This window comes from Roseobacter sp. HKCCA0434 (genome assembly GCF_032464675.1).
In the GTDB taxonomy this organism is placed as follows: Bacteria; Pseudomonadota; Alphaproteobacteria; order Rhodobacterales; family Rhodobacteraceae; genus Pontivivens.
The window spans coordinates 59,104-82,285 of record NZ_JAWDKL010000001.1 but is presented as its reverse complement, the minus strand read 5'-3'; the positions used below and the strand labels follow the sequence as shown (position 1 = coordinate 82,285).

Annotated in this window: 23 protein-coding genes; 6 read left to right on the top strand and 17 right to left on the bottom strand. The window is 67.3% G+C overall.

The annotated features are described in order from the left end of the window. Positions 1 to 43 precede the first annotated feature (43 nt). Positions 44 to 1,846 (top strand): 5'-nucleotidase C-terminal domain-containing protein, encoded by a 1,803-nt coding sequence (locus RX333_RS00420; RefSeq protein ID WP_316012925.1) that lies wholly within the window; start codon positions 44 to 46, stop codon positions 1,844 to 1,846. On the opposite strand, the gene RX333_RS00415 is transcribed toward RX333_RS00420, so the two are convergent. The 11 genes from RX333_RS00415 to RX333_RS00365 form a co-directional block, all read right to left on the bottom strand. Then, positions 1,843 to 3,036, bottom strand: a complete 1,194-nt coding sequence (locus tag RX333_RS00415; protein WP_316012924.1) for an alanine--glyoxylate aminotransferase family protein — start codon at positions 3,034 to 3,036, stop codon at positions 1,843 to 1,845. The genes RX333_RS00420 and RX333_RS00415 overlap by 4 nt on opposite strands. A 103-nt stretch (positions 3,037 to 3,139) precedes the next feature. Then, positions 3,140 to 4,285, bottom strand: a complete 1,146-nt coding sequence (gene dapE / locus RX333_RS00410; protein WP_316012923.1) for a succinyl-diaminopimelate desuccinylase — start codon at positions 4,283 to 4,285, stop codon at positions 3,140 to 3,142. Then, positions 4,282 to 4,737: a hypothetical protein gene (locus RX333_RS00405; protein ID WP_316012922.1), complete on the bottom strand. Its 456-nt coding sequence runs from the start codon at positions 4,735 to 4,737 to the stop codon at positions 4,282 to 4,284. The genes dapE and RX333_RS00405 overlap by 4 nt, the downstream gene beginning before the upstream one ends. After that, a complete protein-coding gene (locus RX333_RS00400) occupies positions 4,734 to 5,390 on the bottom strand; it encodes an HAD hydrolase-like protein (RefSeq protein WP_316012921.1) in 657 nt (218 codons plus the stop codon). The genes RX333_RS00405 and RX333_RS00400 overlap by 4 nt, the downstream gene beginning before the upstream one ends. Positions 5,391 to 5,400: 10 nt before the next feature. Then, positions 5,401 to 6,447, bottom strand: a complete 1,047-nt coding sequence (locus tag RX333_RS00395) for an aldo/keto reductase (protein ID WP_316012920.1) — start codon at positions 6,445 to 6,447, stop codon at positions 5,401 to 5,403. After that, the gene (locus RX333_RS00390) at positions 6,444 to 7,340 is read right to left on the bottom strand and encodes an NAD(P)-dependent oxidoreductase (protein ID WP_316012919.1); all 897 of its coding nucleotides are present in this window, start codon (positions 7,338 to 7,340) and stop codon (positions 6,444 to 6,446) included. Before RX333_RS00390 ends, RX333_RS00395 begins: the two co-directional genes overlap by 4 nt. A gap of 65 nt (positions 7,341 to 7,405) precedes the next feature. Next, positions 7,406 to 7,729, bottom strand: coding sequence for a hypothetical protein (locus tag RX333_RS00385; protein WP_316012918.1), 324 nt, complete (start codon positions 7,727 to 7,729; stop codon positions 7,406 to 7,408). Between the two features lie 117 nt (positions 7,730 to 7,846). Next, entirely contained in the window at positions 7,847 to 8,671 is an 825-nt protein-coding gene (gene dapD, locus RX333_RS00380; protein WP_316012917.1) for a 2,3,4,5-tetrahydropyridine-2,6-dicarboxylate N-succinyltransferase, read from the bottom strand. A gap of 68 nt (positions 8,672 to 8,739) precedes the next feature. After that, positions 8,740 to 9,621, bottom strand: a complete 882-nt coding sequence (locus RX333_RS00375) for an esterase-like activity of phytase family protein (RefSeq protein WP_316012916.1) — start codon at positions 9,619 to 9,621, stop codon at positions 8,740 to 8,742. After that, entirely contained in the window at positions 9,618 to 10,496 is an 879-nt protein-coding gene (gene mepA / locus RX333_RS00370; protein ID WP_316012915.1) for a penicillin-insensitive murein endopeptidase, read from the bottom strand. Before mepA ends, RX333_RS00375 begins: the two co-directional genes overlap by 4 nt. Next, positions 10,489 to 11,826, bottom strand: coding sequence for an MFS transporter (locus tag RX333_RS00365; protein WP_316012914.1), 1,338 nt, complete (start codon positions 11,824 to 11,826; stop codon positions 10,489 to 10,491). The genes mepA and RX333_RS00365 overlap by 8 nt, the downstream gene beginning before the upstream one ends. A 199-nt stretch (positions 11,827 to 12,025) precedes the next feature. Here RX333_RS00365 and RX333_RS00360 point away from each other — a divergent pair, with 199 nt between their 5' ends. Next, positions 12,026 to 12,316, top strand: a complete 291-nt coding sequence (locus RX333_RS00360; RefSeq protein ID WP_316012913.1) for a YggT family protein — start codon at positions 12,026 to 12,028, stop codon at positions 12,314 to 12,316. Here the strand turns inward: RX333_RS00360 and RX333_RS00355 are convergent. Beyond that, positions 12,313 to 12,912, bottom strand: coding sequence for a VOC family protein (locus RX333_RS00355; protein ID WP_316012912.1), 600 nt, complete (start codon positions 12,910 to 12,912; stop codon positions 12,313 to 12,315). The two genes, RX333_RS00360 and RX333_RS00355, sit on opposite strands and share 4 nt — an antisense overlap. Positions 12,913 to 13,056: 144 nt before the next feature. Here RX333_RS00355 and RX333_RS00350 point away from each other — a divergent pair, with 144 nt between their 5' ends. Then, the gene (locus RX333_RS00350) at positions 13,057 to 13,389 is read left to right on the top strand and encodes a sulfurtransferase (protein WP_316012911.1); all 333 of its coding nucleotides are present in this window, start codon (positions 13,057 to 13,059) and stop codon (positions 13,387 to 13,389) included. Beyond that, positions 13,386 to 14,594, top strand: a complete 1,209-nt coding sequence (chrA, locus tag RX333_RS00345; RefSeq protein WP_316012910.1) for a chromate efflux transporter — start codon at positions 13,386 to 13,388, stop codon at positions 14,592 to 14,594. Before RX333_RS00350 ends, chrA begins: the two co-directional genes overlap by 4 nt. On the opposite strand, the gene msrA is transcribed toward chrA, so the two are convergent. Further along, entirely contained in the window at positions 14,591 to 15,181 is a 591-nt protein-coding gene (gene msrA / locus RX333_RS00340; protein WP_316012909.1) for a peptide-methionine (S)-S-oxide reductase MsrA, read from the bottom strand. The two genes, chrA and msrA, sit on opposite strands and share 4 nt — an antisense overlap. A 143-nt stretch (positions 15,182 to 15,324) precedes the next feature. On the opposite strand from msrA, the gene RX333_RS00335 reads away from it, so the two are divergent. Beyond that, complete coding sequence (locus RX333_RS00335; RefSeq protein ID WP_316012908.1) at positions 15,325 to 15,534, top strand: hypothetical protein; 210 nt, start codon at positions 15,325 to 15,327, stop codon at positions 15,532 to 15,534. Beyond that, positions 15,531 to 17,252 carry a methyl-accepting chemotaxis protein gene (locus tag RX333_RS00330; protein WP_316012907.1) on the top strand — a complete coding sequence of 574 codons (1,722 nt, stop codon included), beginning with the start codon at positions 15,531 to 15,533 and terminating at the stop codon, positions 17,250 to 17,252. The genes RX333_RS00335 and RX333_RS00330 overlap by 4 nt, the downstream gene beginning before the upstream one ends. A gap of 18 nt (positions 17,253 to 17,270) precedes the next feature. Here RX333_RS00330 and RX333_RS00325 read toward each other — a convergent pair whose 3' ends face one another. The 4 genes from RX333_RS00325 to RX333_RS00310 all read right to left on the bottom strand — a co-directional run bounded on the left by RX333_RS00325 (position 17,271) and on the right by RX333_RS00310 (position 23,137). Further along, the gene (locus tag RX333_RS00325) at positions 17,271 to 18,488 is read right to left on the bottom strand and encodes an argininosuccinate synthase (protein WP_316012906.1); all 1,218 of its coding nucleotides are present in this window, start codon (positions 18,486 to 18,488) and stop codon (positions 17,271 to 17,273) included. A gap of 37 nt (positions 18,489 to 18,525) precedes the next feature. Further along, positions 18,526 to 18,675, bottom strand: coding sequence for a DUF2256 domain-containing protein (locus RX333_RS00320; RefSeq protein WP_316013231.1), 150 nt, complete (start codon positions 18,673 to 18,675; stop codon positions 18,526 to 18,528). 233 nt (positions 18,676 to 18,908) lie between these two features. After that, on the bottom strand, positions 18,909 to 20,018 hold the full coding sequence (locus RX333_RS00315; protein WP_316012905.1) for a pyridoxal phosphate-dependent aminotransferase: 1,110 nt from the start codon (positions 20,016 to 20,018) through the stop codon (positions 18,909 to 18,911). Next, entirely contained in the window at positions 20,015 to 23,137 is a 3,123-nt protein-coding gene (locus tag RX333_RS00310) for a valine--tRNA ligase (protein ID WP_316012904.1), read from the bottom strand. The genes RX333_RS00315 and RX333_RS00310 overlap by 4 nt, the downstream gene beginning before the upstream one ends. Positions 23,138 to 23,182 lie beyond the last annotated feature (45 nt).

Sequence of the window (23,182 nt, the reverse complement as noted above, 5' to 3'; positions counted from 1 at the left end):
GTCCTCATACCGCCGAATTGCCCCGGCGGGAAATGGTTGACTGATGCGCGACGATGCGAAGGTGACGACGGGGCTGCGGCTCCTGTGCACCAGCGATCTGCATATGGCGATCGACGGCTCGCGACTGCTTGCCGACGGGAACGCTCAACTTGGATTGGCGGCCTTGGCCCGGCCGATCCTGCAGGCCCGCGCAGAAGTCGGCGCGTCACTCCTGTTCGATCTGGGGGATGCCTTTCAGGGCTCGCCTCTGACCGATGACCTGGATGTCGAAAGCATCGGCGCCGGTCATCCCATGCAACAGGCAATCGACGCGCTGGGTTTCGACGGCCAGACCCTCGGCAATCACGATCTGGATTTCGGGCTCTCCTACCTTCGAGCCATTCGCAAGACGGCACGCACGCCCATGGTCTGCGCCAATCTGCACTGGATCGACGGTGGCCCCGTGCTGCCGACGCGGGCCATGCAGCGGGTGCAGACCGATGGCGGGCAATCCCTTCTCGTCGGGTTCACCGGCGCACTGCCACCGCGGGTGATGCGCTGGAACCGTCACCATCTGTGCGGTCGCGTAACGGTCGAGGAGATCGCGCCGGCGATCCGGCGGGAGGCCGTCGCGCTGCGCGAGGAAGGGGCCCATATCGTCGTCATCCTCGCCCATACCGGCATCGTTCCTCATGGGCATCCGGACGAGGACGAGCACACCGTGCTCGCCATCTCGGCGATAGACGAGGTCGACGCAATTCTGTGCGGTCATCAGCATCGCCTCTTTCCCGGCGCCGATTTCAGGGCGATCGAGGGCATCGACCCGATCCGAGGTGTCGTGAATGGCAAGCCCTGCATCATGCCGGGCTGGCAGGGCGACAGGATCGGCGTCCTCGATCTGCTGCTCGAACGCGTCGACGACGGTGCCTGGCGGGTCGGGTCGCATGATGCGAGTTTTCGGCGCGCTGCCGTCGAAGCCGATCCCTGCATAGAAGCGATCGCAGCCCCGCATGTCGCGCGGACGCGGACGCGTCTCTCGACGGTCATCTCCCGAACGGAAAAACCGCTCGACACCACGTTCGCCTCCGTCGCGGATGTCGCAGCCGTCAGGGCCGTCCAGGCCGCGATGTGGTGGAAGGCCCGGCCGGAGGTCGAGGCCGACCTGCCACTGGTGGCGGTCACGGCGGCGGTCCGCAACGGTGGGCGCGGCGGACCCCAGCATTTCACCCGCATCCCGGCGGGTGAACTGACCGAGCGTGCGGTCGCCGATCTGTGCCCCTTCGCCAATCACAACATGGTGGTCGCGGCAACCGGAGGCGACCTGCGGCGGTGGCTCGAAATGGGCAGCACGCATATTGCGCAGCTCCACTCGACCCGGCCTGCGCAGTCCTTCGTGAACCCGGACATGCCCGGCTACAGCTTCGACGGTGCGCTCGGCGTCACCTACGCGATCGATCCCACACGACCGCATCGGTTCGACGCGTCGGGTCGGCTCGCGAACCCCGAGGCGCACCGCATCGTCGATCTGCGTCTGGGCGGCGAGGCACTGGCCGACGATCGCCCGGTCGCAATCGTCGCATCGACCTACCGCCTTGCAGGAGGCGGGAATTTTCCGGGTCTCGACGTGTTGCCCCCACTCACCGGGGACCTGGGGCTGACCCACGAACTGGTCGCAGACTGGATGGCAGCCCATCCGCGGGGCCTGCCCCTTCCCGGCCCATCCTGGACATTCAGACCGAGCCATCCGGTGAGCGCGATCCTGCGGACCGGGGCGGGCGAGCCTCCACCGGAAACCGGCGCGGAGCTGCAGCATCTGGGAAGCACCAGCGATGGTTGGCACGACTGGAGGGTCGTGCTGACGCCCTAAGCCTTCGCGATGACGTCGATGACGGCATCGAGGGCGCCTTGCCCCGCAGCGATGCCTTGCGCGCGCAGGCCTGCATCGAGACAGGCGAGCGTGCCGAGCAGCGAATGCGGGTTCAAGTGCCCCATGTGACCGATGCGGAAGACGCCGACGCTACGGGCCGAGCCGATATCGAGTCCCAGACCCACGCCGAGGGTCACGCCGACCTGCTTTTCGCACCACCGCCGCAGCGGTTCTGCATCGATCCCGTCGAGACGCAGGGTCGTCACCGCCCGCGACCGATGATCGGGATCGGCGATGTTGGCGCGCAGGACGCCGCCTTCCGCCCACCGATCGACCGCCGCCCACACGGCGCGCGCCAAGGTCTCGTGCCGCGCCCACGCGGCCTCCACCCCTTCCTCGTGCACCAGCATCGTCAGTGCCTCGCGCAGGCCGTAGAGGTGGTGGGTCGGCGCCGTGCCGCAGAAGCGTTGGTAGAACATCTCGGGCCGCGCGCGCAGGCCCCAGTCCCAGTAACCGCTGCGCAGATCCGCGGTCTCGTAGGCCTCCCAAGCGCGGGGACCGTGATAGACGAAGGCCATTCCAGCCGGGGTCATCAGACCCTTCTGCGATCCAGTGATCATCAGGTCGACGCCCCAGGCGTCCATCTCGAACCGCTCGCAGCCCAGGCTCGCGATGCAGTCGACCATGAACAACGCATCGTGACCGGAGGCCCGGATCGCCTTGCCGATCGCCTCGATGTCGTTGCGCACCGAGGATGCGGTATCGGTCTGCACGCAGAGCACAGCCTTGATCCGCCCGTCATCGGCGCGCAACGCTTCCTCCACCCGCGCAGGATCGGCAGGCGCATCAGGGCCGAAGTCGATCTGGTCGGAGGTGATGCCGAGCCGCCCCGCCATCTCGCGCCATCCTTGCGCGAAGCGACCCGTCGCCAGAACCAGCACGTGATCGCCGCGCGACAGGGTGTTGCTCAGCGCGGCCTCCCACGCCCCGTGCCCGTTGCAGATATAGATCGAGACGTCATGCTCGGTTCGCGCAACGGTCTTCAGATCCTCCACGATCCCCGGCAGCATGTCCGGCAGTTCACCGTCATAGATATTGGGCGAGCTGCGATGCATGGCGCGCAGCACCCGTTCCGGCGCGGGGCTGGGGCCGGGAATGGCGAGCATCTGTTGTCCGAAGGCAAGGGTCATGGGCATCTCTCCTGATCCCCCGCATCTGAGGCCCTGCGCGCGCGCCTGTCCAGCGCAAGTGCGATCAGTTTTGATGATGCTCGGGGCAAGGCATCGCGATGGGTCAGCGCGCGAAATAGCCTTCGAGGATCCGCGTGTAGATTGCCTTGAGCTGATGCACATGCGCGACCGCGACATGTTCGTCGACCTGATGCATGGATTGTCCGACCAGTCCGAACTCGACCACCGGACAGTGATCCTTCACGAACCGCGCGTCCGAGGTGCCGCCCGTTGTCGACAGCGTAGGGGCGACGCCGGTCTCCGCCTCGACCGCGGCGCCGATCAGGTCGGAGAGCTCTCCCGGAGGCGTCACGAAGCTCTCGCCGGACACCTTGATCCGCAGGTCCATCGCGACGCCGCTCTCGCGTGCGATCTGCTGCGCCTCCTGTCTCAGCCATGCGCTCAGGTCGTCCGAGTGGTGCGCATCGTTGAACCGGATATTGACGCAAGCCGTCGCCTTGGCCGGGATCACGTTGTTGGCCGGGTTGCCGGTGTCCACCGTCACGATGGCCAGCGTGGACGGGTCGAAATGGTCCGTCCCGCCATCCAGGTCCCGGCTCGCCAGACGGTCGAGATAGCGCACGAGCGGCGGCAGCGGATTGAGCGCGCGGTGCGGATAGGCGGCATGACCCTGCCGCCCGGTCGCCGTGATCCAGGCGGTCATCGAACCGCGCCGCCCGATCTTCATCATCTCGCCCATCCGCTCCGGGCAGGTCGGCTCGCCCACCAGGCAATGATCCATCCGCTCGCCCTGCGCGTCCATCCAGTCGAGAATCGCGGCGGTACCGTCGACGCCGTCGCCCTCCTCGTCCCCCGTGATGGTCAGCACGATGGAGCCGTCGGGCGGCGTATCGCGCACGAAGTCGATGGCCGCGGCGGCGAAGGCGGCGACGCCCGACTTCATGTCGCAGGCTCCGCGTCCGTAGAGGATGCCATCCACGATCTCCGCGCCGAACGGATCGTGCGTCCAGTCCGCGGGATCTCCGACCGGCACCACGTCGGTATGCCCGTTGAAGCCGAAGGTGCGCCCGTTGCGCCCTTCGCCCCAGCGCGCGAAGAGATTGGCGATCCCGTTGCGATCCACCCGCTCTGTCCTGAACCCGGCCTCCGACATCAGCTTATCCAGAAGAACGATCGCGCCGCCCTCCTCGGGCGTCACGGAGGGGCAGCGGATCAGCTCCTGCGTCAGCGCGACGGGATCGACGCTCATCGCAGGTCGGTCATGTCGAGCCGTTGCAGCGCCAAGCCTCCGCCCGGCTGCACCGTCCAGATCAGGTAACCGCCGCCCTGCAGACCCTCGCCCGCGCCCGCGCGCCAGTCGACGGCGGCTGAGGTGCCGGGCCATTGCGGCTGCTGGTGATACCAGGTCAGCTTGGTCGGGCGACGCTGGACCGAGAAGGGCGGCGTCTGGGCGAAGATCTCGGCCAGCTGCGCTTCTGTCACCACGGCCTGCAGCTCGGGCGACATCATCGCCCGCGCGGCGGCCGCGTCACCGGCGTCCCGCAGCACCCAGAACCGCGTTGTCGCCTGCAGCACGGCCAGCGACTGTGCCCGGTCCGGGGTGAAGTCCCCGACCACGCGCATCTCCACCCCGTCCTGCGCTGCGGCCGGCATAGCCGCGGCGAGGCTCAGGCCCAGCAGGGCAGCCCTGAGCGCCCTCACAGCTCCAGCCCCATCAGATCGGCGGCGATCTCCACCACGTCCTCGGGCGCGCCCGCCAGTCCGTCCGCTTCGGCCATGTGCAGTTCCTCCTCGTCGGCGAAGCCCCACAGGGCCCCGATAGTCGGTATGTCGTTGTTGCGCGCCCCGTCCATGTCGTGACGCCGGTCGCCCAGAACGATGCAACGCGCCGGATCGTGACCCGTCTCATCCAGCACATAGGCGTAGAGCGCCGTCTTGTCCGCATTCTCGCCCGAGATTTCCGAGCCGAAGATCCGGTCGACATGCGCGTCGAGCCCCAGCACCTCCGCCTGCCGCTCGACCACCGGCGTCGGCAGGACTGAGGTTAGGTAGACCGCGATGTCGAGATCGCGCAGGTCCTCGAGCATCTCGCCCACATCCTCGACCAGCTCGACCTCCTCGACCCCGCCGGCCATGTAGGCGGCGAAGAAATCCGTCACCGCCTCGCCGATATCGGCGCTGTCGCCCAGCAGGATCGCCAGCACCTCCCAGATCGGCGGGCCGATGGTCCAACGCAGCTCCGCCCGTGGCGGCACTTCGGCCCCGGCAGCCTTCAGCGCATGGGACAGGGCCGCGAACCACCCTTCCGAAGGGTCCGCCAGCGTGCCGTCGAGATCGAGGAAGATCGCCTGCATCGCCTGCCCCTCAATACGGCGCGGGCCAACGGCGGTGCAGATCGGCGATGCCGTCCATCACCTCGCGGCCCAGCTCCAGATCGGCCGCGTCGAGCGCATTATCAAGCTGGTCCATCGTCGTCGCACCGAAGATGGTCGACGCCATGAAGGGACGCGAGATGCAGAAGGCCAGCGCCATCTGGATCGGGTCGAGCCCGTGATCCTGCGCCAGTTCCACGTAATCCTGCGCCGCCTGCAGGCCGCCATCGGTCGTCCGGTCCCCGAGCGTCGCCGAGGATACGTCGCGCCGCGACCCCTCGGGCGTCGCACCCCCTGAATATTTGCCACTCAGCATCCCGCACGCCATCGGCGAATAGCTCAGCAGCCCGACCTCCTCGTGATGCAGCGTCTCGGCCAGGTCGAGATCCGCGGTCCGGTAGAGCAGCGAGTATTCGTTCTGCACCGAGACCACGCGGGGGAAGCCCTCGCGCTCGGCGATCTCGCACATCTTCTGCACACCCCACGCGGTGTCGTTGGACAGCCCGATCCAGCGGATGCGGCCCGCCTCGACTTCCCTCGCGAGCGCCTCGAGGGTCCGCGTCAGGTCGTCGATCACCGCGGCCCGATCCTGTCCGGAAGGATCGTAATCCCACTGGCGGCGGAAATGGTAGTGACCGCGATTCGGCCAGTGCAGCTGGTAGAGGTCGATCACATCCGTCTTCAACCGCTCCAGCGAGCCGGACACAGCTTCGCGGATGATCGCGGGCGTGATCGGGCCGCCATCGCGCATGTGGGAGAAATTGTTACCCACGACCTTGGTCGCCAGGACCACCTCGTCCCGACGCCCGCTTTTCTCGATCCAGCTGCCGATGATCTGCTCGGTCACCGTACAGGTTTCGGCGGACAAGGGCGTCGTCGGATACATCTCCGCCGTGTCGATGAAGTTGACGCCGCGCTCCAGCGACCGATCGATCTGGGCGTGGCCCTCGGCTTCGGTGTTCTGCGTGCCCCAGGTCATGGAGCCGAGGCAGAGCGTGCTGACCTCGAGGTCGGAGCGGCCGAGACGGTTGCGTTTCATTGGGTCTCCTTCGCGACATGGCGTCGCCAGTTATGCTGTTCGACGAAGCCGAGCTCGTCGCGGATGCGGTCGTTCGCGTAGAGCGCGGCATCCCCGCCCGGCCCTTCGTAGGGCACGCCGGGGAACCACCGCTCCGCCAGCTCGCGCGCGGGCCGATCGACGGAATTGGTGTCGTTCGCGGCGTTGAAGATGCGAAAGCCCAGACCGTCCGTCTCCACCGCCCGGTGGACGATCTGTCCCAGGTCGCGCGCGTCCACGTAATTGAAGATATTGCGCTTGCGCACGCCCGGATCGGCGAAGAAGCCCGGGAACAGGTCATATTCGTGCGGCTCGATCACGTTGCCGATGCGCAGCGCGTAGATGTCGGCGCCCGATCGCCCGGCGAACCCTTCCGCCGTCACCTCGTTGCAGCGCTTCGATATCGCGTAGCTGTCCTGCGGCGCGACGGGCATGTCCTCCGTCACCGGCAGCTTGGCGGGATGGAGGTCCCCTTGTGCAAAGCATGTGCCATAGACGGTTTCCGACGAAGCGACGACGATCTTGCGGATGCCCAGCTTCACCGCCGCCTCGATCACGTTGTAGGTGCCGATGGTGTTGATGCGGAAGCATTCCGCGTCCGATCTCAGCAGGATCCGCGGCACCGCCGCGAAATGCACCACCGCGTCGAATCCGCCCGGTGCGCCCTCCTCCAGCTCGCCCAGATTGGCATGCTGCGTCAGCGCGCCGAAGACCTGTCCGCTGTCGGTTACGTCAATCCAGATGTCGTCGATCCCCTCGGCCCCCAGCGGCGTCAGGTCCGCGTTGACCACGTGATGCCCGGCATCGCGCAGCCACGGGCAGACATGCCGTCCCGCCTTGCCTGTGCCGCCGGTGAAGAAGATGCGCTTGCCCATTCAGGCCCTCCGTCCGTCGAGGCGAAGGATGACGGTCATGCCGCGAATGTCCAGCCCGCGTGCAATCAATCGAAATACGGCGTCATCTGCGCGACGATCACCGCGTTCTCCTCGAGCGCGCGCTGCATCAATGCCCGCTCCTCCGCGTCGATCTCGTGACCCTCCGCCTCCCGTTCGGCCAGCGTGCCGTAGCCCGTGACGTCGAGCGGAGCGAGACCGGCCTGCTTGAGGATCGCGACAGCCTCGCGCACCGCCTCCGCCTCGTCCACGCCCGAGGAATAGAGGACGAGCCCCCCGCCCGTGGCCTTTTCCGGCAGATCGTCCTCCTCGGACCGTCCCACCTCGACGAGCAGCGTGTAGACCTGTTGACGGCTGTCCTTGCGGGCCATCGCGGCCTCCTTCTTCTTCGTCGAAATATCCCCAGGGGGTCTGGGGGACTGGCCCCCGGAAAATGGGTTTGTCTGGGGGCTGGCCCCCAGCCCCCAGCTATCCCAACCGAACGCGGCTCAATCGCGCAGCAGCTCGTTCACGCTGGTCTTGGATCGGGTCTTCTCGTCCACCCGCTTCACGATGACCGCACAGTAGAGGTGCACGCCGTTGGTCGACGGCATGGAGCCCGAGACCACCACCGAATAGGGCGGCACTTCACCGTACATGACCTCGCCCGTCTCGCGGTCGACGATCTTGGTGGACTTGCCGATATAGACGCCCATGCCCAGCACGGACCCCTCGCGCACGATGCAGCCCTCGACCACCTCGGAGCGCGCACCGATGAAGCAGTTGTCCTCGATGATCGTCGGGCCAGCCTGCATCGGCTCCAGCACGCCGCCGATGCCGACGCCGCCCGACAGGTGCACGTCCTTGCCGATCTGCGCGCAGGACCCGACGGTCGCCCAGGTGTCGACCATCGTGCCCTCGTCCACATAGGCACCGAGATTGACGAAGGAGGGCATCAAAACCACGCCCTTGCCGATATGGGCCGAGCGGCGCACGACGCAATTCGGAACCGCGCGGAAGCCCGCCTCGCGCCACTGGTTGTCGCCCCAGCCCTCGAATTTCGACGGCACCTTGTCCCACCAGGTCGCGCCGTTCGGCCCGCCCGACTGCACGCTCATGTCGTTGAGGCGGAAGGACAGCAGCACCGCCTTCTTGGCCCACTGGTTGACCTGCCACACACCCGACTCCGTCGGCTCGGCGACCCGCAGCGTTCCGGCTTCGAGCGCGTCGAGCGTCTCCTCGACCGCGTCGCGGGTCTCGCCGGTGGTGGAGGGCGTGATCTCGGCGCGCGCCTCCCAGGCGGCTTCGATGGTCTGTTCCAGTTGCGCGGTCATGGCAAGGCCTCCGGGATGGGAATGGGATCGTTCGGCGCCCTCTTAGACGCCGCGGGTCCGCCGCGCAATCAGCGCGACGGCGCCAGGCGGAATTCGGACAGCAAGGTGCGCTGCAGCCAGAAGAAGTTGTCGTCCGACATCAGTAGCAACCGCGTGTCGTCCGGTCCCGCCTGCCAGAAATCGATGGCCTCCACGTTGTCGAGATCCGTGCGCGGCCCGATCTCGATACGCTCGTCCGTCAGCACGGCACCGACGGCGAAGCTGCGCACCTGCACGGTGAAGGAGATGCCGGTGAAATCCCGCTCCGTCACATAGAGCCGTCCGTCCGGCGCGACAGCCGCATCGGTGATCAGGAAGGGCGGTCGCCTCGGCACCTGAAGGTCCGTATCCCAGGCGGCACCGTCCCAGCGCCAGACCGGAAACGGCCGGTCGAGCCGACCCGACCGCTCGGGGATGGCCAGCAGGTTGCCCTGCCCGTCCGCGGCCAGCGCCTCCAGCCCCGAATTGCGCTGTAGGGTCGCGATCCCCTCGGGAACCGGCACCCGGTCCGGCACGGCGTCGAGGCTCGCGTAGCGAAGGATCTCGTTACGCCCTTCGAGCGAGACGAAGAGCTGCCCGCCGATCTCCGCCAGTCCCTCGCTATCGACCTGCGCCTCGGCCAGCGGGTTGCCGTCGACATCCTTCAGCGCGATCTCCTCGATCAGATCGACACCGCCGAGCCGTCCCGTCGCCCCACGCGCCAGCGAGGCGCGCACCAGCCAGCCGCGATCCGACAGGGCCAGCATGGACTGCCCGTCCGCGGCCAGCTCGATCGCGGAGAATCCACCGAAGCGCGGATCATCCTCGACCCACCCCGCCTGCCCTACCAGCATCGGCAGCGCCTGCGTGTTCGCCTGCCCCGCCGCGCAGCCCGCGACGAGGATGGCGGCCAGCGATGACCAGATCCTCACCGCGTCAGCACGCCCGTGCACTGCGTCGGCAGATCGGCCAGCGTGTATTCACGGCGCGGCGTCGGTGGCGGCGCGTTCGGATCGCGCGGCTGCGGGTTCAGCGCTTCGTCCGAGGTCCACCAGGCGAGCGACTCGTCACAGCCGCTGCCCGCCGGGATCGGCGCCTGGTTCTCGCAGGCTCCCGCCCCCGCCGGGCAGGTCAACCGCACATGGAAATGGTAGTTGTGTCCCCACCACGGTCGGATCTTGCGCAGCCATTCGGTGTCCTCCGGGCCCGCGACGCGGCACATCTCCTGCTTCACCGCCGCGGCGACGAAGATACGCGCAACCGCCGGGTCCGAGGCCGCGGCCCGCATCACCGCGAGGTGCCCGTCCGTCCAGTTCCCGTTGATCCGCCGCTGATCCTCGGTCCGCACCGAGATGGAAGAGATGTTCTCCCGCTCCTGCCGGGTCAGGTTCAGCCGCTCGGGCGGCAGCATCCAGATATCCGCGTCGAGACCCATCTGGTGCGAGCGGTGACCGGTCAGCATCGGCCCGCCGCGCGGCTGGCTGATATCGCCCACATAGATCCCGGCCCAGCCGGCCTCCTGCTGCGCGGCCTCGCCCAGCCGCTCGATGAAGGCGATCATTTCGGGATGGCCCCAGTTGCGGTTGCGGCTCAGGCGCATGGCCTGCCAGCTCGGCCCCGTCTCGGCCAGCTGCATCGCACCCGCCATGCAGCCGCGCGCGTAGGAACCGAAGGGTTCCGCCACGCCGCCCGATCCGTCCTCCACCGCGCCGAAGAGCTGCCGCGCCTCCGTCTGTGCCGTGGCGGGGGCCGCGGTGATGAAGGCCGCCACAGTGGCGGCGAGGAACTTTCTCGTGTGTTTACGCATACCTGTCTCCCTTGGGTTTCACCCAGACTAGCAGCACCAGCCCCAGAAGGAAGAGGCCGATCACCGGCGTGACGCCCAGCCGCTGACTCTCTGTGATGTCGGTGACGAAGCCGATCAGGAACAGCCCCAGGAACGCCGTCGCCTTCCCCGCGAGACCGTAGAGCCCGAAGCTCTGCGTCATCACTGCCGGATCGCTGGCCTGCCGTACCATCAGCGATCGCGACGCGGCCTGCAACGACCCGCCCATCGCGCCAATGAACCCGCCCAGCGCGAAGAAGATCAGCGTGGGCACGCCACTTTCGGCACCGAGGTCGATCCCAAGGAAGGATGTCGCGGTCGTCAGCGTCAGCACCAGCGAGAACAGCGCCAGCAAGGCCACGCTGACCGTCACCACCGGCTTCGGCCCGAACCGGCTGTCCGCCCGTCCGCCGAGGAATGCGCCGATCGCGCCGGTGATGTTCGCGAGGATGCCGAAAATAGCGAGATCGTCCCGAGCGAGATCAAGTACCCCCAAGGCGTAGATGCCTGCAAACGCGTAAAGTGCAGCTAATGCATCGCGATAGAACATCGACGAGGCGAGGAAAGACATTAGGGACGGACGATTGGGCAAGTCTTTGATCATCTGCCCCAATTCCCTCAAACCCTGCTTCGCCGATGCTCCTGCCGGCTTGCGCTTCACGTCCGGCGTAAAAAGGAAAAGCGGTATGATGAAGACGGCATACCAGATGGCAGAAAACGGCCCCGACGCCCGACTGCCTTCGCCCTGCGTTGGATCGAGACCAAGGATCGGCTCGATCCCGAGGCGCGTGAGCCCGGTTTCAGGATCGCCGATCATGAACCCAAGAACGACGATGAGGCTCACCAGCCCGCCCGTATATCCCATCGCCCAGGCAGAGCCCGAGATCCGCCCGATCTCCTCCTCCGACCCCAGATCGGGCAGCATCGCGTTGAGGAAGATGAAGGCCAGCTCCGTCGCGATCAGCGCCACGCCGAAGGCGAGCAGCACGACCCACGGATCCTCCATCGCAGGGGTCCCAAGCCACAGCGCCGCGACCGCGATCACATGGATCGCCGACAGCCCCGCGATCCACGGCTTGCGCGGCCCCGACACGTCCGCCATCGCGCCGAGCACCGGGGCGAGCACCGCGACGATGAGCGCCGCCGTCCCGGTCATGTAACCCCAGGTCGCCTGCGCTTCGTCACCGCCGCCCAGGCCGAACTCCACGAACCAGGGCGCGAAGACGAACGTGATGCAGAGCGTGTGGAACGGCTGCCCGGCCCAGTCGGCCAGCATCCAGGCGCGCACGCCGCGTTTCTTCGGATCGGTCAAGCCAGCCTCCTCCCGCTCTTTGCGCCGATAGGACATGCGCCGCCCGCATCGCGCAACGTTTTTTCCGTTGACCATATGTCGGCAAATGGCCTCCGCCCCGTCGCGGGTCGCCATGCCGTCCACCCGTCCCCATGACCTTGCAGCGGGGCGCGCGCCCGATTACCTCTGATCGCGAACCGGACGCCACGAAAGACCGCACATGACCTCGATCGCCCTCATCATCCTGCTCGCACTCAACATCCTGTGGTGGATCATCATCGCGCACGTGGTGCTGAGCTGGCTGATCAGCTTCGACGTCCTGAACATGCGCCAGCCCTTCGTCTACCAGCTCTATTCCGGCCTGCAGCGGTTGCTGGAGCCGATCTACGGCCCGATCCGCCGCGTTCTCCCCGATACCGGCGGCATCGACCTCGCCCCTCTGGTGGTGATCTTCGGCATCTACGCGATCCGCATCATCATCGCGAACAATCTCGGTGCCGTCGCCTACTAGGTCAGCAGCACCGGCCCCGCGGGCGTGGTTACATGTGCGGCCAGCGCCGCGGCGCCATAGCGAACGCGCGGCACGTCCGCCAGCCGCTCCACCGGATCGCCGGGCACATCGAGGCGGTCGAGCCGCAATCCCGCATCGGGCAGCGTCTTCTCCGGCGTACGGGTGGGATCACCCCATTCGATGAGGGTCGGGATCGCGCCGCCCGCCGACAGGGCGCCATCCTCCCGCACCGTCAGCCGCCAGCTCAGATCGTCGCGCGTGACCTCGATGGCCGGTCCGGTCCCCTGCGGCATCCATGCTCGCGCCGCATCGATATCGCCGACCCGCACCTGCCAGTGGATCAGTCGCGGCTGCGAGGTCAGCCGTGCCCGCACCGCCGGGTCGTCGAGACCGAACCAACGTGGCCGCGAGGGCTGCGCTTTCGGGTCGATGGCGATCACCTCCATGTAGCACCCGCCCAGCGACCACAGCGCATTGTGGGTGCCCATCAGCGCATGCACGCCCGCGCCCCCGGCCCGCACGCCCAGCAGCTCCTCCATCGCGGCGCGCCCGGCGGCGAGGTCCGAACTGGCGAAGACGAGATGGTCGATCTGCATGGCGCTCTCCTGTCACATGACCTTCACAGATCCGCGCTAACCGCCTAGACTGACCGCGCGGGGTGTTGCGATCTCCCGGACCTTGGCCAAGGGCAGCCGCCCGAAGCCCAAGCATCGCGCGACCCAATTGCGGGAGCGTGACACATGTCCGACTATCATCTTCCTAGCCTGTCCGCCGCCGATGCGCTCGTCAAATCGCGCGACGGAACCATCCACCTGATCGACGTGCGAAAGGCGCAGGCCCGCACGGCCTCCAGTCACGCCATCGCCGGGGCCGAGTGGATCGATCCCTACACGCTCGACCACGCGCACCCGGTGCTGACCCGCTCGGCACTCGCCTTCTTCTGCGTGCATGGCCACGAGGTCAGCCGCTTCGCCTGCGCGCTCGCGCGGATGCACGGCATCGACGCGGCCTATGTCGGCGGGGGCTTCGCCGCGCTGCGAGCCGCAGGCGCGGATCTGGAGGTGCCGGCATGACCACCCCCACCCTGCGCGACGCGCTGCCGATCTACCTGCGCATCGGCCTGCTGTCCTTCGGCGGCCCCGCGGGCCAGATCGCGCTGATGCAGGACGAGATCGTGACCCGGCGGGCCTGGGTCGCACCCGACAGCTTCCAGCGGGGCCTCAACGTGGCCATGCTCCTGCCGGGACCGGAGGCGCAGCAGCTCGCCACCTGGCTCGGCTGGCGGCTGCACGGGCTGTGGGGCGGCATCGCGGCGGGGCTCGCCTTCATCCTGCCGGGGGCCGCGTTGATGATCCTGCTGGCCTGGATCGCCGCCACGAAGGGCGATAGCGGCCCCGTCTCGGCGATCTTCTACGGCATTCAGCCCGCAGTGCTGGTCATCGTCGGACGGGCGGTCGTCGCGCTGGCGCGGCGCTCGCTGCCCGGATGGCCGCACAGGGCCCTCGCGCTCGCCGCGTTCCTCGCGCTGGCCCTCGCGGGGCTTCCCTTTCCGCTGGTCGTCGCGGCGGCGGCACTGGCGGGCTTCGCCCTGCCCCGCGTTCCACAACCCGACATCGCGCCGGGCACGGCACGCGGGAACACGGCCCGCATCATCGGCATCGGCGGCGTCCTGACGCTCGCAACCTACCTCGCGGTGCGGCTGACTCTCGGGCGCGATCCGTTCGACGGGGTGGCGGAACTGTTCCTCTCCGCCGCCTTCGTCAGCTTCGGCGGCGCCTACGCGCTGCTGCCCTATGTCGCCGACCGCGCGGTCGAGACCTATGGCTGGCTGACGGCGGAGCAGATGCTCAACGGCCTCGCCATCGCCGAGGCGACGCCCGGCCCGCTGATCCTGGTGAACGTCTACGCGGGGTTCTTCGCGGGCCATACCGGAGGGGCGAGCGGCGTCCTGACGGCGAGCCTCGCCTGCTTCTACACCTTCGTGCCGAGCTTCGTGCTGATCCTCGCAGCCGCGCCGCATGTCGAGACCCTGCAGCGCCAGCACTGGATCCGTCAGGCCCTGGCCGGTGTGTCGGCGGCCGTGGTCGGGGTGGTGCTGAACCTCGCCGTCTACCTCGCCGAGGCAGCTCTCTTCCCGGACGGCACGCTCGACGGGCTGAAGCTGGGCCTGCTCGCCCTCTTCGCGCTCGTCACCTGGTCACTGCGCCCGTCCGTGCTCACACTGGTTGGCGGCGGGGCCGCGACCGGCCTCGCCCTGTGGCTGGCGGGCGCGATCTAGCCCGCGATCTGCGAGCCCCAGACCTCCTCGACCCGCTCATCGCGCCCGCAGCGGGAACGGTAGAAGCGGTACCGCAAGGGCCGTTCCTCGTAGTAGTTCTGATGGTAGTCCTCGGCCGGATAGAACTGTCCGCCATCGACGATCTCGGTCACGATCGGCGCGTCGAGCTCCCCTTGCAGCTCCGCCACGACCGCTTGCGCGGTCTCGAGCTGCGCGGCATCCTGCGCATAGATCGCCGTCGTGTAGCTGAAGCCGCGATCGCAGAACTGCCCGCCCGCATCCGTCGGATCGACCGTGCGAAGCAGGTACTCCGCCAGCGCCTCGAAGCTGACGATCTCCGCGTCATAGGCGATCTCGACGACCTCACGGTGGCCGGTATCCTCGCGCACCACCTGCTCGTAGGTGGGATTGGGGACCGTGCCGCCCGCGAAGCCGGACGTGGTGGCGAGCACACCGTCGAGCTTGTCGAAATCGGCCTCGACACACCAGAAGCACCCGCCCGCGAAGACCGCCGTCTGACGATCCTCCGCCTGTGCATTGGTGATCTGCAGGCCGAGCGCGGCCAGGAAAATCAGTCGCAGTTTCATTCGTCATCCTCCCGTTTCCCAAGCAGGTGGGTCGCGTCCGGTCGTACGACAAGCGAATGCACGCTCTCGTGAAAGGGATCGGGAAACGAAGTCTTAAGCCTTTCGCGGGATGAGTGGCGCGAGGCTAGGGAAGGAATTTCAAGGTGAGCCATTCGATCATCCTCCTGCAGGCGGTGCTGTTGCTATCGATCCCGGTGCTGACCCATCGCCCGTCGCCGACCGACTACGGCCTCTTCGTGACCTGGGACCGTGGCCCGACGATCACGACGGGTCTCATGGGCGTGATCGAGGGCGCCGGGGCGCGCGTGCTCTTGGCCATCACCATCCCGACCGGCTGCGGAGACCTCGCATGACTTGGCTCGACCGACATTTCGCGCCGCTCCACTTCCTTCCGGTCTTCGCGGCCCTGCACGCGCTGCCGCTGGCCGGACTGGCCATCTTCAACGGCGTCCCCGATTGGTGGATCTATCCGCTGGTTTCGATCGCCGTGGCGCTGCCCGCCCTGGTGCTCGTCAGGCGCCGCGGCACCTCCGCACTGATCGCGGTCGCCATCGCGATCACGGCGCAACCCATGCTTCTGGTGGCGATCTATGCCGGGCACCCGCTCCAGGTCGACATGCACATGTATTTCTTCGTCGCCCTGGCGATGATCGGCGGGCTCGACAACCGGCTGGCGATCGTAACCGGGGGCCTGGTGATAATCCTGCACCACCTGCTGCTGTCACTGGTCGCGGGGCAGCTGGTCTACCTGACGGAGGCTTCGATCGTACGCAACCTGTGGCACGCGGTCTTCGTGGCCAGTCAGGTCGGCGTGATGCTCGGCGCCTTGCGTGTGCGCAGCATCCTGCGCCGCCAGACGGAAGCGGCCCGCCAAACCGCCCAGGCGGAGGCGGAGGCGCTGAGAGCGGCGGAGGAACGGGCCATGCTTTTCGCGAAGGAGGCCAAGTCGGCCCGCGACGAAACCCTGCGCCAATTCGACGATTCCTTCGCCCGCGTCGTCAGCGAGGGTGCCGAGGGGCGATTCTCCGCCCGTCTGGACGAGACCTTCGAGGAAGAGGTCTTTCAGAGTTTCTCTCGCAAGATGAACGCCATGTTCGCCTCCATCGAGGCCAGCCTCGATGGCGTGCGCGATCACCTGGATGCGCTGGCCGAGGGTCGGCTCGATCACCGGATGCCCGTCGCGGGGGACGGCGCATTCGCCGAGATCGCCGCCACGGCGAACCGAACCGCCGAGACGCTCGAGGATCTCCTGATGGAGACGGACCGGACCGTCCAGCTGACCCGCGAGACGGTATCGAAGGTCCTGCACGACACGGACACGGTCTCGGATCGCGCCGCCCAGCAAGCCGCCGCCATCGAACAGACCGCGACGACCACGCAGCAATTCACCGAAGCGCTGGCCAGCAGCCGCGACAGGCTGCAATCCGTTCAGGACATGGCGGTGCGTCTGTCGCAGCGGGCCAGTGAAGGCGGCGACGTGACCGATCAGGCCATCGCCTCGGTCGGACGCATTTCCAAGGGTTCGGGCGAGATGCGCGAAATCCTCGGCGTGATCGAGGCCATTTCCTTCCAGACCAACCTGCTGGCGCTGAACGCCGCGGTGGAGGCCGCGCGGGCGGGTGAAGCGGGCAAGGGCTTCGCCGTGGTCGCGAGCGAAGTCAGGCGACTGGCGCAAAGAAGCGCGGACGCCGCGAGCGACATCACCAAACTCATCGAGGAAAGCTCCGCCACGATGGTCGGCGGAGTGGAGATGGTCGAACGCGCGGGCCGCATGCTGAACGAGATCACGGGCGAGACGGAGACGGTGGCCCGCCAGGTCGCCGACGTGGCCGAAACCGCGCGCGAGCAGAATTCCGGCCTGGGCGAGATCGAATCCGCCATAACGGCGATGGAAAGCTCGGTCCAGTCGACCGCCAGTGTCGCCGAACGCACGGCCCGCACGATGGGGGAGCTCGCCGGCCAGATATCGACGATCGAACGCAATCTCAGCCGGTTCGAGCTCATCCGCCGCCGGCGATCGCCCCAGACGGACGGCCTCGCCGACGACCTCGCCACACGGGCCGCCAGCTAGGACGCGGGCCCTGTCGGACTAGCGCCGGTCCCGCGCCGCCAGCAGCTTCAGTCGCAGCGCGTTGATCTTGATGAACCCGGCGGCGTCCTTCTGATCGTAGGCGCCCGCATCCTCCTCGAAGGTGACGTGCTGCTCGGAATAGAGGCTGTCCTCGGACCAGCGGGCCACGGTCCGGGCGGATCCCTTGTAGAGCTTCAGCCGGACGGTCCCGTTCACGCGCGCCTGGCTGTGATCGATCGCGGCCTGCAGCATCTCGCGCTCCGGGCTGAACCAGTAGCCATTGTAGATCAGCTCGGCATAGCGCGGCATCAGCTCGTCCTTCAGATGCGCCGCCCCGCGATCGAGCGTGATCGACTCGATCCCGCGATGGGCCTCGAGCAGGAGCGTGCCGCCGGGCGTCTCGTAGATGCCGCGCGACTTCATCCCGACATAGCGCCCCTCCACCAGGTCGAGCCGTCCGCACCCATGCGCGCCGCCGAGCTCGTTCAGCCGGGTCAGGATCGCGGCGGGCGACATCGCCTCGCCGTCGATGGCGACGGCATCCCCCTTCTCGAAGGTGATCTCGACGAACTGGGGTGTGTCGGGTGCATCCTCCGGATGGACTGTGCGCTGGTAGACATAGTCGGGCGCGTCCTGCGCCGGATCCTCCAGCACCTTCCCTTCCGACGAGGTGTGCAGCAGGTTGGCATCGACCGAGAACGGCGCCTCCCCGCGCTTGTCCTTGGCGATCGGGATCTGGTGCGCCTCGGCGAATTCCAGCAGCCGGGTGCGCGAGGTCAGGTCCCATTCCCGCCACGGCGCGATCACCTTGATCTCGGGGTTGAGCGCGTAGGCCGACAGCTCGAACCGCACCTGGTCGTTGCCCTTGCCGGTCGCGCCGTGCGCCACGGCATCGGCCCCCGTTTCCGCGGCGATCTCCACCAGACGCTTGGAGATCAGCGGCCGCGCGATGGAAGTGCCCAGCAGGTACAGCCCCTCGTAGACCGCGTTCGCCCGGAACATCGGGAAGACGAAATCGCGCACGAACTCCTCTCGGACGTCCTCGATGAAGATGTTCTCCGGCTTGATCCCCAGCAGTTCTGCCTTCTTGCGCGCCGGTTCCAGTTCCTCGCCCTGCCCCAGATCGGCGGTGAAGGTCACGACCTCGCAGCCATATTCCGTCTGCAGCCATTTGAGGATGATGGAGGTGTCGAGGCCCCCGGAATAGGCAAGGACGACTTTCTTGGGTGCGCTCATCTCGGTCTCCACTGGGTTTTGCGAACCGCCTAGCCGATCACTCCGACCGGTTCAAGCGAGCAGCACGGCGGCACCGTTCCGAGCAGTAGCGCACCGCCTCCCAGTCGCGCGCCCATTTGCGCCTCCAACTGAAAGGTCGCTTGCACTCAGCACAGATCTTCTCCGGCAGGTCGGCCTTCTTGCGCATATTCATTCGATCGATCCCCGGTTCGAATCACCCGCCGAGCGGACGCCATCCTTTCCGCCATCATGGACCGCCGATCCGGAAAGAGCAGGGGGCGGCGTGGAAACGCCGCCCCCCGTGCGAGCAAAAAATGTTTTCGAAAAATGGTTTTGCGGCAATCCGCTAAGGCGTCTTTTACAATGCTTATAAAATTCGCCCGCAATGGTTAACGAGATATTGAGAAAAGGTCCTGCGGTTTACCGAATATTAGGAAAGGTTGAGAGCACGTCACGCAGCTCAACCTCCAGCTTATCGAGTTCACCTTTGTTCCCGGTAGAGATGCGGATGCAGCGGTTCTGCGGTGCGACGAAGGGCATCCGGACGAAGACCCCACGCCTTATGAGCGAATCGAGAATCGCCTTTGCACGTTCCGCGTCAGCGCCGCAGTCGACCGCCACGAAATTCGTGGCGGACGGCAAAGCCGTCAGCCCCAGTTCCGCGACGAGTTGCGAGATTCTGTCCCGCGCCTCACGTGTCCGCGCCACGACCTCCGCCAGCCAGGCCCCGTCACCCAGCGCGGCGAGCGCGCCCGCCTGCGCGATGCGGTTGACCCCGAAATGGTTGCGCACCTTGTCGAACGCGCCGATCACCTCCGCCGCACCCAACGCGTAGCCGATCCGGGCGCCCGCCATACCGTAGGCCTTCGAGAAGGTTCGCATCCGGATCACGCGCGGATCGCCCATGTCGAGCGGCGGCAGCGTTCCATCGGGCGCGAACTCGCCGTAAGCCTCGTCGAGACAGAGCAGGCACCCCTCGGGCACCGCCTCGATCATCCGCTGCACAACACCCGCCGGATGCCACGACCCCATCGGATTGTCGGGATTGGCGAAGTAGATCAGCTTGGCCCCGACCTCGCGCGCCTTGGCGATCAACGCCTCGGGATCCTCGGCATCGTCGCGATAGGGCACGGTGTGCAGCACGCCGCCGAACCCCGCGACATGGTAGTTGAAGGTCGGGTAGGCCCCGGCCGAGGTCACGACAGCATCGCCCGGTTCCACGAACAGCCGCACGAGATAGCCGAGCAGCCCGTCGATCCCCTCGCCCACCACGACATTCTCCATGCCGATGCCGTAATGCGCGGCAAGGGCCGTGCGCAGGTCGTGGTTCTCGGGATCACCGTATTTCCACGCGTCGCCTGCCGCCCGCGCCATCGCCTCGATCGCGCGCGGCGAGGGGCCGAAGCCGCTCTCGTTCGCGCCGAGCCGCGCGTCGAATGCGGCTCCCCGCGCCCGCTCCTGCGTTTCCGGGCCCACGAAGGGCACGGTGGAGGGCAGACGCTCGGCCAGCGGGGTCAGCCGCGCGCTCATGCCAGCGCGTCCAGCCGGGCCTGCGCCGCGCGCAGCTTCTCCGCCTCGGTCTCGGCCGCCTCCAGCCGCTCGCGCTGTTCGGCCACGACCTCTTCGGGCGCCTTGGCGAGGAACTTCTCGTTGCCGAGCTTCTTCTCCAGCCCGCCGATCTCCTTGCCAAGCTTGCCGAGCGCCTTGTCGAGCCGCTTCGCCTCCGCCGCCACGTCGACCAGACCGGCGAGCGGCAGGCAGACCGTCGCACCGGCCACACCCAGCGTCACCGCGCCCTGCGGCACGGCGTCCGCATATTCGACGCTCTCGATCCGTGCCAACCGCTCGACCAGCGCGCGATTGTCCTCGAAGCGTTGGCGGGTGACATCGTCGGCCCCGACCAGCACCAGCCCGGTCTTGGCCCCGCCCGCCACGTTCATCTCCGCGCGCACCGAGCGGATCTCCTCGATCAGCGCGCGGATCCAGCCGATCTCGGCATCGGCCTCGGCGTCGATCAGCTCCGCGCCATAGTCCGGCCAGTCGGTCGTGACCAGCATCTCCTCGCGGGTCGCGAGGCTCTTCCACAGCTCCTCGGTGATGAAGGGCATGATCGGGTGCAGCAGGATCAGGCACTGGTCGATGGCCCAGGCCATCGTCGCGCGCGTCTCGGCCCGCAGCGCCTCGTCATCGCCTTGCAGCATGGGTTTGGCGAACTCGACATACCAGTCGCAGACCGTGCCCCAGACATGGGCGTAGAGCGCGCTCGCCGCATCGTTGAAGCGATAGGCCCCGACCGCCTCGTCGAAGGCGAGCTTCGCGCGCGCCGTCTCGCCCACGATCCAGCGGTTCACCTTGGCGCGGGGCTCGGGGCGCCCCTCGGGCCGACACTCGTTCATCTCGGCGAAGCGGGCGGCGTTCCACAGCTTCGTTCCGAAATTGCGGTAGCCCTCGATCCGCTGGGTCGAGAGTTTCAGATCCCGCCCCATCGCCGCCATCGCGGTGAGGGTGAAGCGCACCGCATCCGCCCCGTACTGGTCGATCAGGTCCAAGGGGTCGAGCACGTTGCCCTTCGACTTCGACATTTTCTGCCCCTTCTCGTCACGGACGAGCGCGTGGACATAGACGGTGTGGAACGGCGCGCGGGCGGCGGGGTCCATCTCCTTTTGCATCATCATCATCCGTGCGACCCAGAAGAAGATGATGTCGAACCCGGTCACGAGGACGGAGGTGGGGTAGTAGCGCGCCAGCTCCTCGGTCTGATCCGGCCAGCCGAGCGTGCCCATCGGCCAGAGGCCGGAAGAGAACCAGGTGTCGAGGACGTCGGGGTCTTGCCAAACTGGTGCGACTGCCTCGCCTTGCGCCAAGCCCTGCAGAAAGACTTCAACGGCATCGGTCGGCGAATCTACTTCGACAACTTGCCAGCCTTTCGAACCAAAAGGAGTGCGCGCAGACGCATAGTGGTCGCGCATCATATTCACCGCCTCGTCAGCCGAGAGAGCCGAGCGCCAGACAGATGGCTCGGGATGGAAGTGTAAGGTGTCAGCGTAGGCGCGAAGCAGAGCCACATCGCCGTCGATCAGGTCAGATGCCAACATCGCATCAACGGCCTCGACAACGGGAAGACCATACCAAACCGGCACCCGGTGCCCCCACCAGAGCTGGCGCGAAATGCACCACGGCTCGATATTCTCCATCCAGTGAAAATAGACCTTGGCGTCGCGCTCCGGCAGGATCTGCGTTTCGCCCGAGCGGACGGCCTCCATCGCGGGGCCCGCGAGTTTCGCGGCATCCACGAACCACTGGTCTGTCAGCATCGGCTCGATCACCACGCCCGAGCGGTCGCCGAATGGCTGCATGATCGGCTTGTTCTCGACGAGCGGGATGGTAGCGGGCACCGGCTCCGCGCCCTCCTCTTGCTCCTTCTCGGCATCCGGGTTCGGCACCATGACGGCCAGCCCCTCGGCAGTGATCGCCGCGACGATGGCCTCGCGCGCCGCGAACCGGTCCAGCCCGCGATACTCGTCGGGCACCAGGTTCACCTGATCGACCTCGGCCTCGGTGAACGCCGCCCCGTCTAGGAACGCCTGCGCCTTCGCCGCGCTCTCGGCATAGCTCAGCCCATCGTCGCGCATCGCGGCGACCGTGTTCATCAGGCGGTACATCGGGATGCCGCCGCGCTTGGCAACCTGGTAGTCGTTGAAATCATGCGCGCCGGTGATCTTCACCGCACCTGACCCGAAATTCATGTCCGGGTACTCGTCGGTGATGATCGGGATCAGGCGACGCGTCTCCTTCGGCCCGACCGGGATTTCGCACAGCTTGCCGACGATGGGGGCGTAGCGTTCGTCGTCGGGATGCACCGCGACCGCCCCGTCGCCCAGCATGGTTTCGGGCCGGGTCGTGGCGATCGAGATGTAGTCGCGGGTCTCGCGCAGGGTGACGGTGCCGTCCGCGTCCTTCTCGACATATTCATAGGTCTCGCCCCCGGCGAGCGGGTACTTGAAGTGCCACATGTGGCCGGGCACCTCGCGGTTCTCCACTTCGAGGTCGGAGATCGCGGTCTCGAATTTCGGGTCCCAGTTGACCAGCCGCTTGCCGCGATAGATCAGCCCCTTCTCGTACATCTCGACGAAAGTCTTGATGACCGCGGCATGGAAATCGGGGGAGTTCTCATGCCCCGTGCGCGGATCGCCGGGCGCGCCCGCCATGGTGAAGGCGTTGCGCTCCCAGTCGCAGGAGGCGCCGAGGCGCTTCAACTGCTCGATGATGCGCCCGCCGGACTCGCCCTTCCACTCCCAGACCTTGTCGAGGAACGCCTCGCGCCCCAGTTCGCGCCGCCCCTTCTCGCCCCGTTCGGCAAGCTGACGCTCCACCACCATCTGCGTGGCGATGCCCGCATGGTCCTGCCCCGGCTGCCACAGCGTGTCGAAGCCGCGCATCCGGTGCCAGCGGACGAGGATGTCCTGCAACGTATTGTTGAACGCGTGGCCCATGTGCAGGCTGCCCGTCACGTTGGGCGGCGGGATCATGATGCAGAAGCTTTCGTCGCGCGACTTGTTCGCGCCCGCGCGGAAGGCGCCCGCCGCTTCCCAGGCGGTCGCGATCGCCGCCTCGCTGGTGCTCGCGTCGAAATTCTTGTCCAGTGCCATCGCGCCAAATCCCTCGTCCGGTTCCCGGACGCGGGTTTAGCGGGG

Excerpts from the sequence above, each read along its gene's own strand:
- RX333_RS00420 (WP_316012925.1), top strand. The coding sequence starts at position 44 with ATGCGCGACGATGCGAAGGTGACGACGGGGCTGCGGCTCCTGTGCACC.
- RX333_RS00415 (WP_316012924.1), bottom strand. The coding sequence starts at position 3,036 with ATGACCCTTGCCTTCGGACAACAGATGCTCGCCATTCCCGGCCCCAGC.
- dapE (WP_316012923.1), bottom strand. The coding sequence starts at position 4,285 with ATGAGCGTCGATCCCGTCGCGCTGACGCAGGAGCTGATCCGCTGCCCC.
- RX333_RS00400 (WP_316012921.1), bottom strand. The coding sequence starts at position 5,390 with ATGCAGGCGATCTTCCTCGATCTCGACGGCACGCTGGCGGACCCTTCG.
- RX333_RS00395 (WP_316012920.1), bottom strand. The coding sequence starts at position 6,447 with ATGAAACGCAACCGTCTCGGCCGCTCCGACCTCGAGGTCAGCACGCTC.
- RX333_RS00390 (WP_316012919.1), bottom strand. The coding sequence starts at position 7,340 with ATGGGCAAGCGCATCTTCTTCACCGGCGGCACAGGCAAGGCGGGACGG.
- RX333_RS00385 (WP_316012918.1), bottom strand. The coding sequence starts at position 7,729 with ATGGCCCGCAAGGACAGCCGTCAACAGGTCTACACGCTGCTCGTCGAG.
- dapD (WP_316012917.1), bottom strand. The coding sequence starts at position 8,671 with ATGACCGCGCAACTGGAACAGACCATCGAAGCCGCCTGGGAGGCGCGC.
- mepA (WP_316012915.1), bottom strand. The coding sequence starts at position 10,496 with ATGCGTAAACACACGAGAAAGTTCCTCGCCGCCACTGTGGCGGCCTTC.
- RX333_RS00360 (WP_316012913.1), top strand. The coding sequence starts at position 12,026 with ATGACCTCGATCGCCCTCATCATCCTGCTCGCACTCAACATCCTGTGG.
- RX333_RS00355 (WP_316012912.1), bottom strand. The coding sequence starts at position 12,912 with ATGCAGATCGACCATCTCGTCTTCGCCAGTTCGGACCTCGCCGCCGGG.
- RX333_RS00350 (WP_316012911.1), top strand. The coding sequence starts at position 13,057 with ATGTCCGACTATCATCTTCCTAGCCTGTCCGCCGCCGATGCGCTCGTC.
- chrA (WP_316012910.1), top strand. The coding sequence starts at position 13,386 with ATGACCACCCCCACCCTGCGCGACGCGCTGCCGATCTACCTGCGCATC.
- msrA (WP_316012909.1), bottom strand. The coding sequence starts at position 15,181 with ATGAAACTGCGACTGATTTTCCTGGCCGCGCTCGGCCTGCAGATCACC.
- RX333_RS00330 (WP_316012907.1), top strand. The coding sequence starts at position 15,531 with ATGACTTGGCTCGACCGACATTTCGCGCCGCTCCACTTCCTTCCGGTC.
- RX333_RS00325 (WP_316012906.1), bottom strand. The coding sequence starts at position 18,488 with ATGAGCGCACCCAAGAAAGTCGTCCTTGCCTATTCCGGGGGCCTCGAC.
- RX333_RS00320 (WP_316013231.1), bottom strand. The coding sequence starts at position 18,675 with ATGCGCAAGAAGGCCGACCTGCCGGAGAAGATCTGTGCTGAGTGCAAG.
- RX333_RS00315 (WP_316012905.1), bottom strand. The coding sequence starts at position 20,018 with ATGAGCGCGCGGCTGACCCCGCTGGCCGAGCGTCTGCCCTCCACCGTG.
- RX333_RS00310 (WP_316012904.1), bottom strand. The coding sequence starts at position 23,137 with ATGGCACTGGACAAGAATTTCGACGCGAGCACCAGCGAGGCGGCGATC.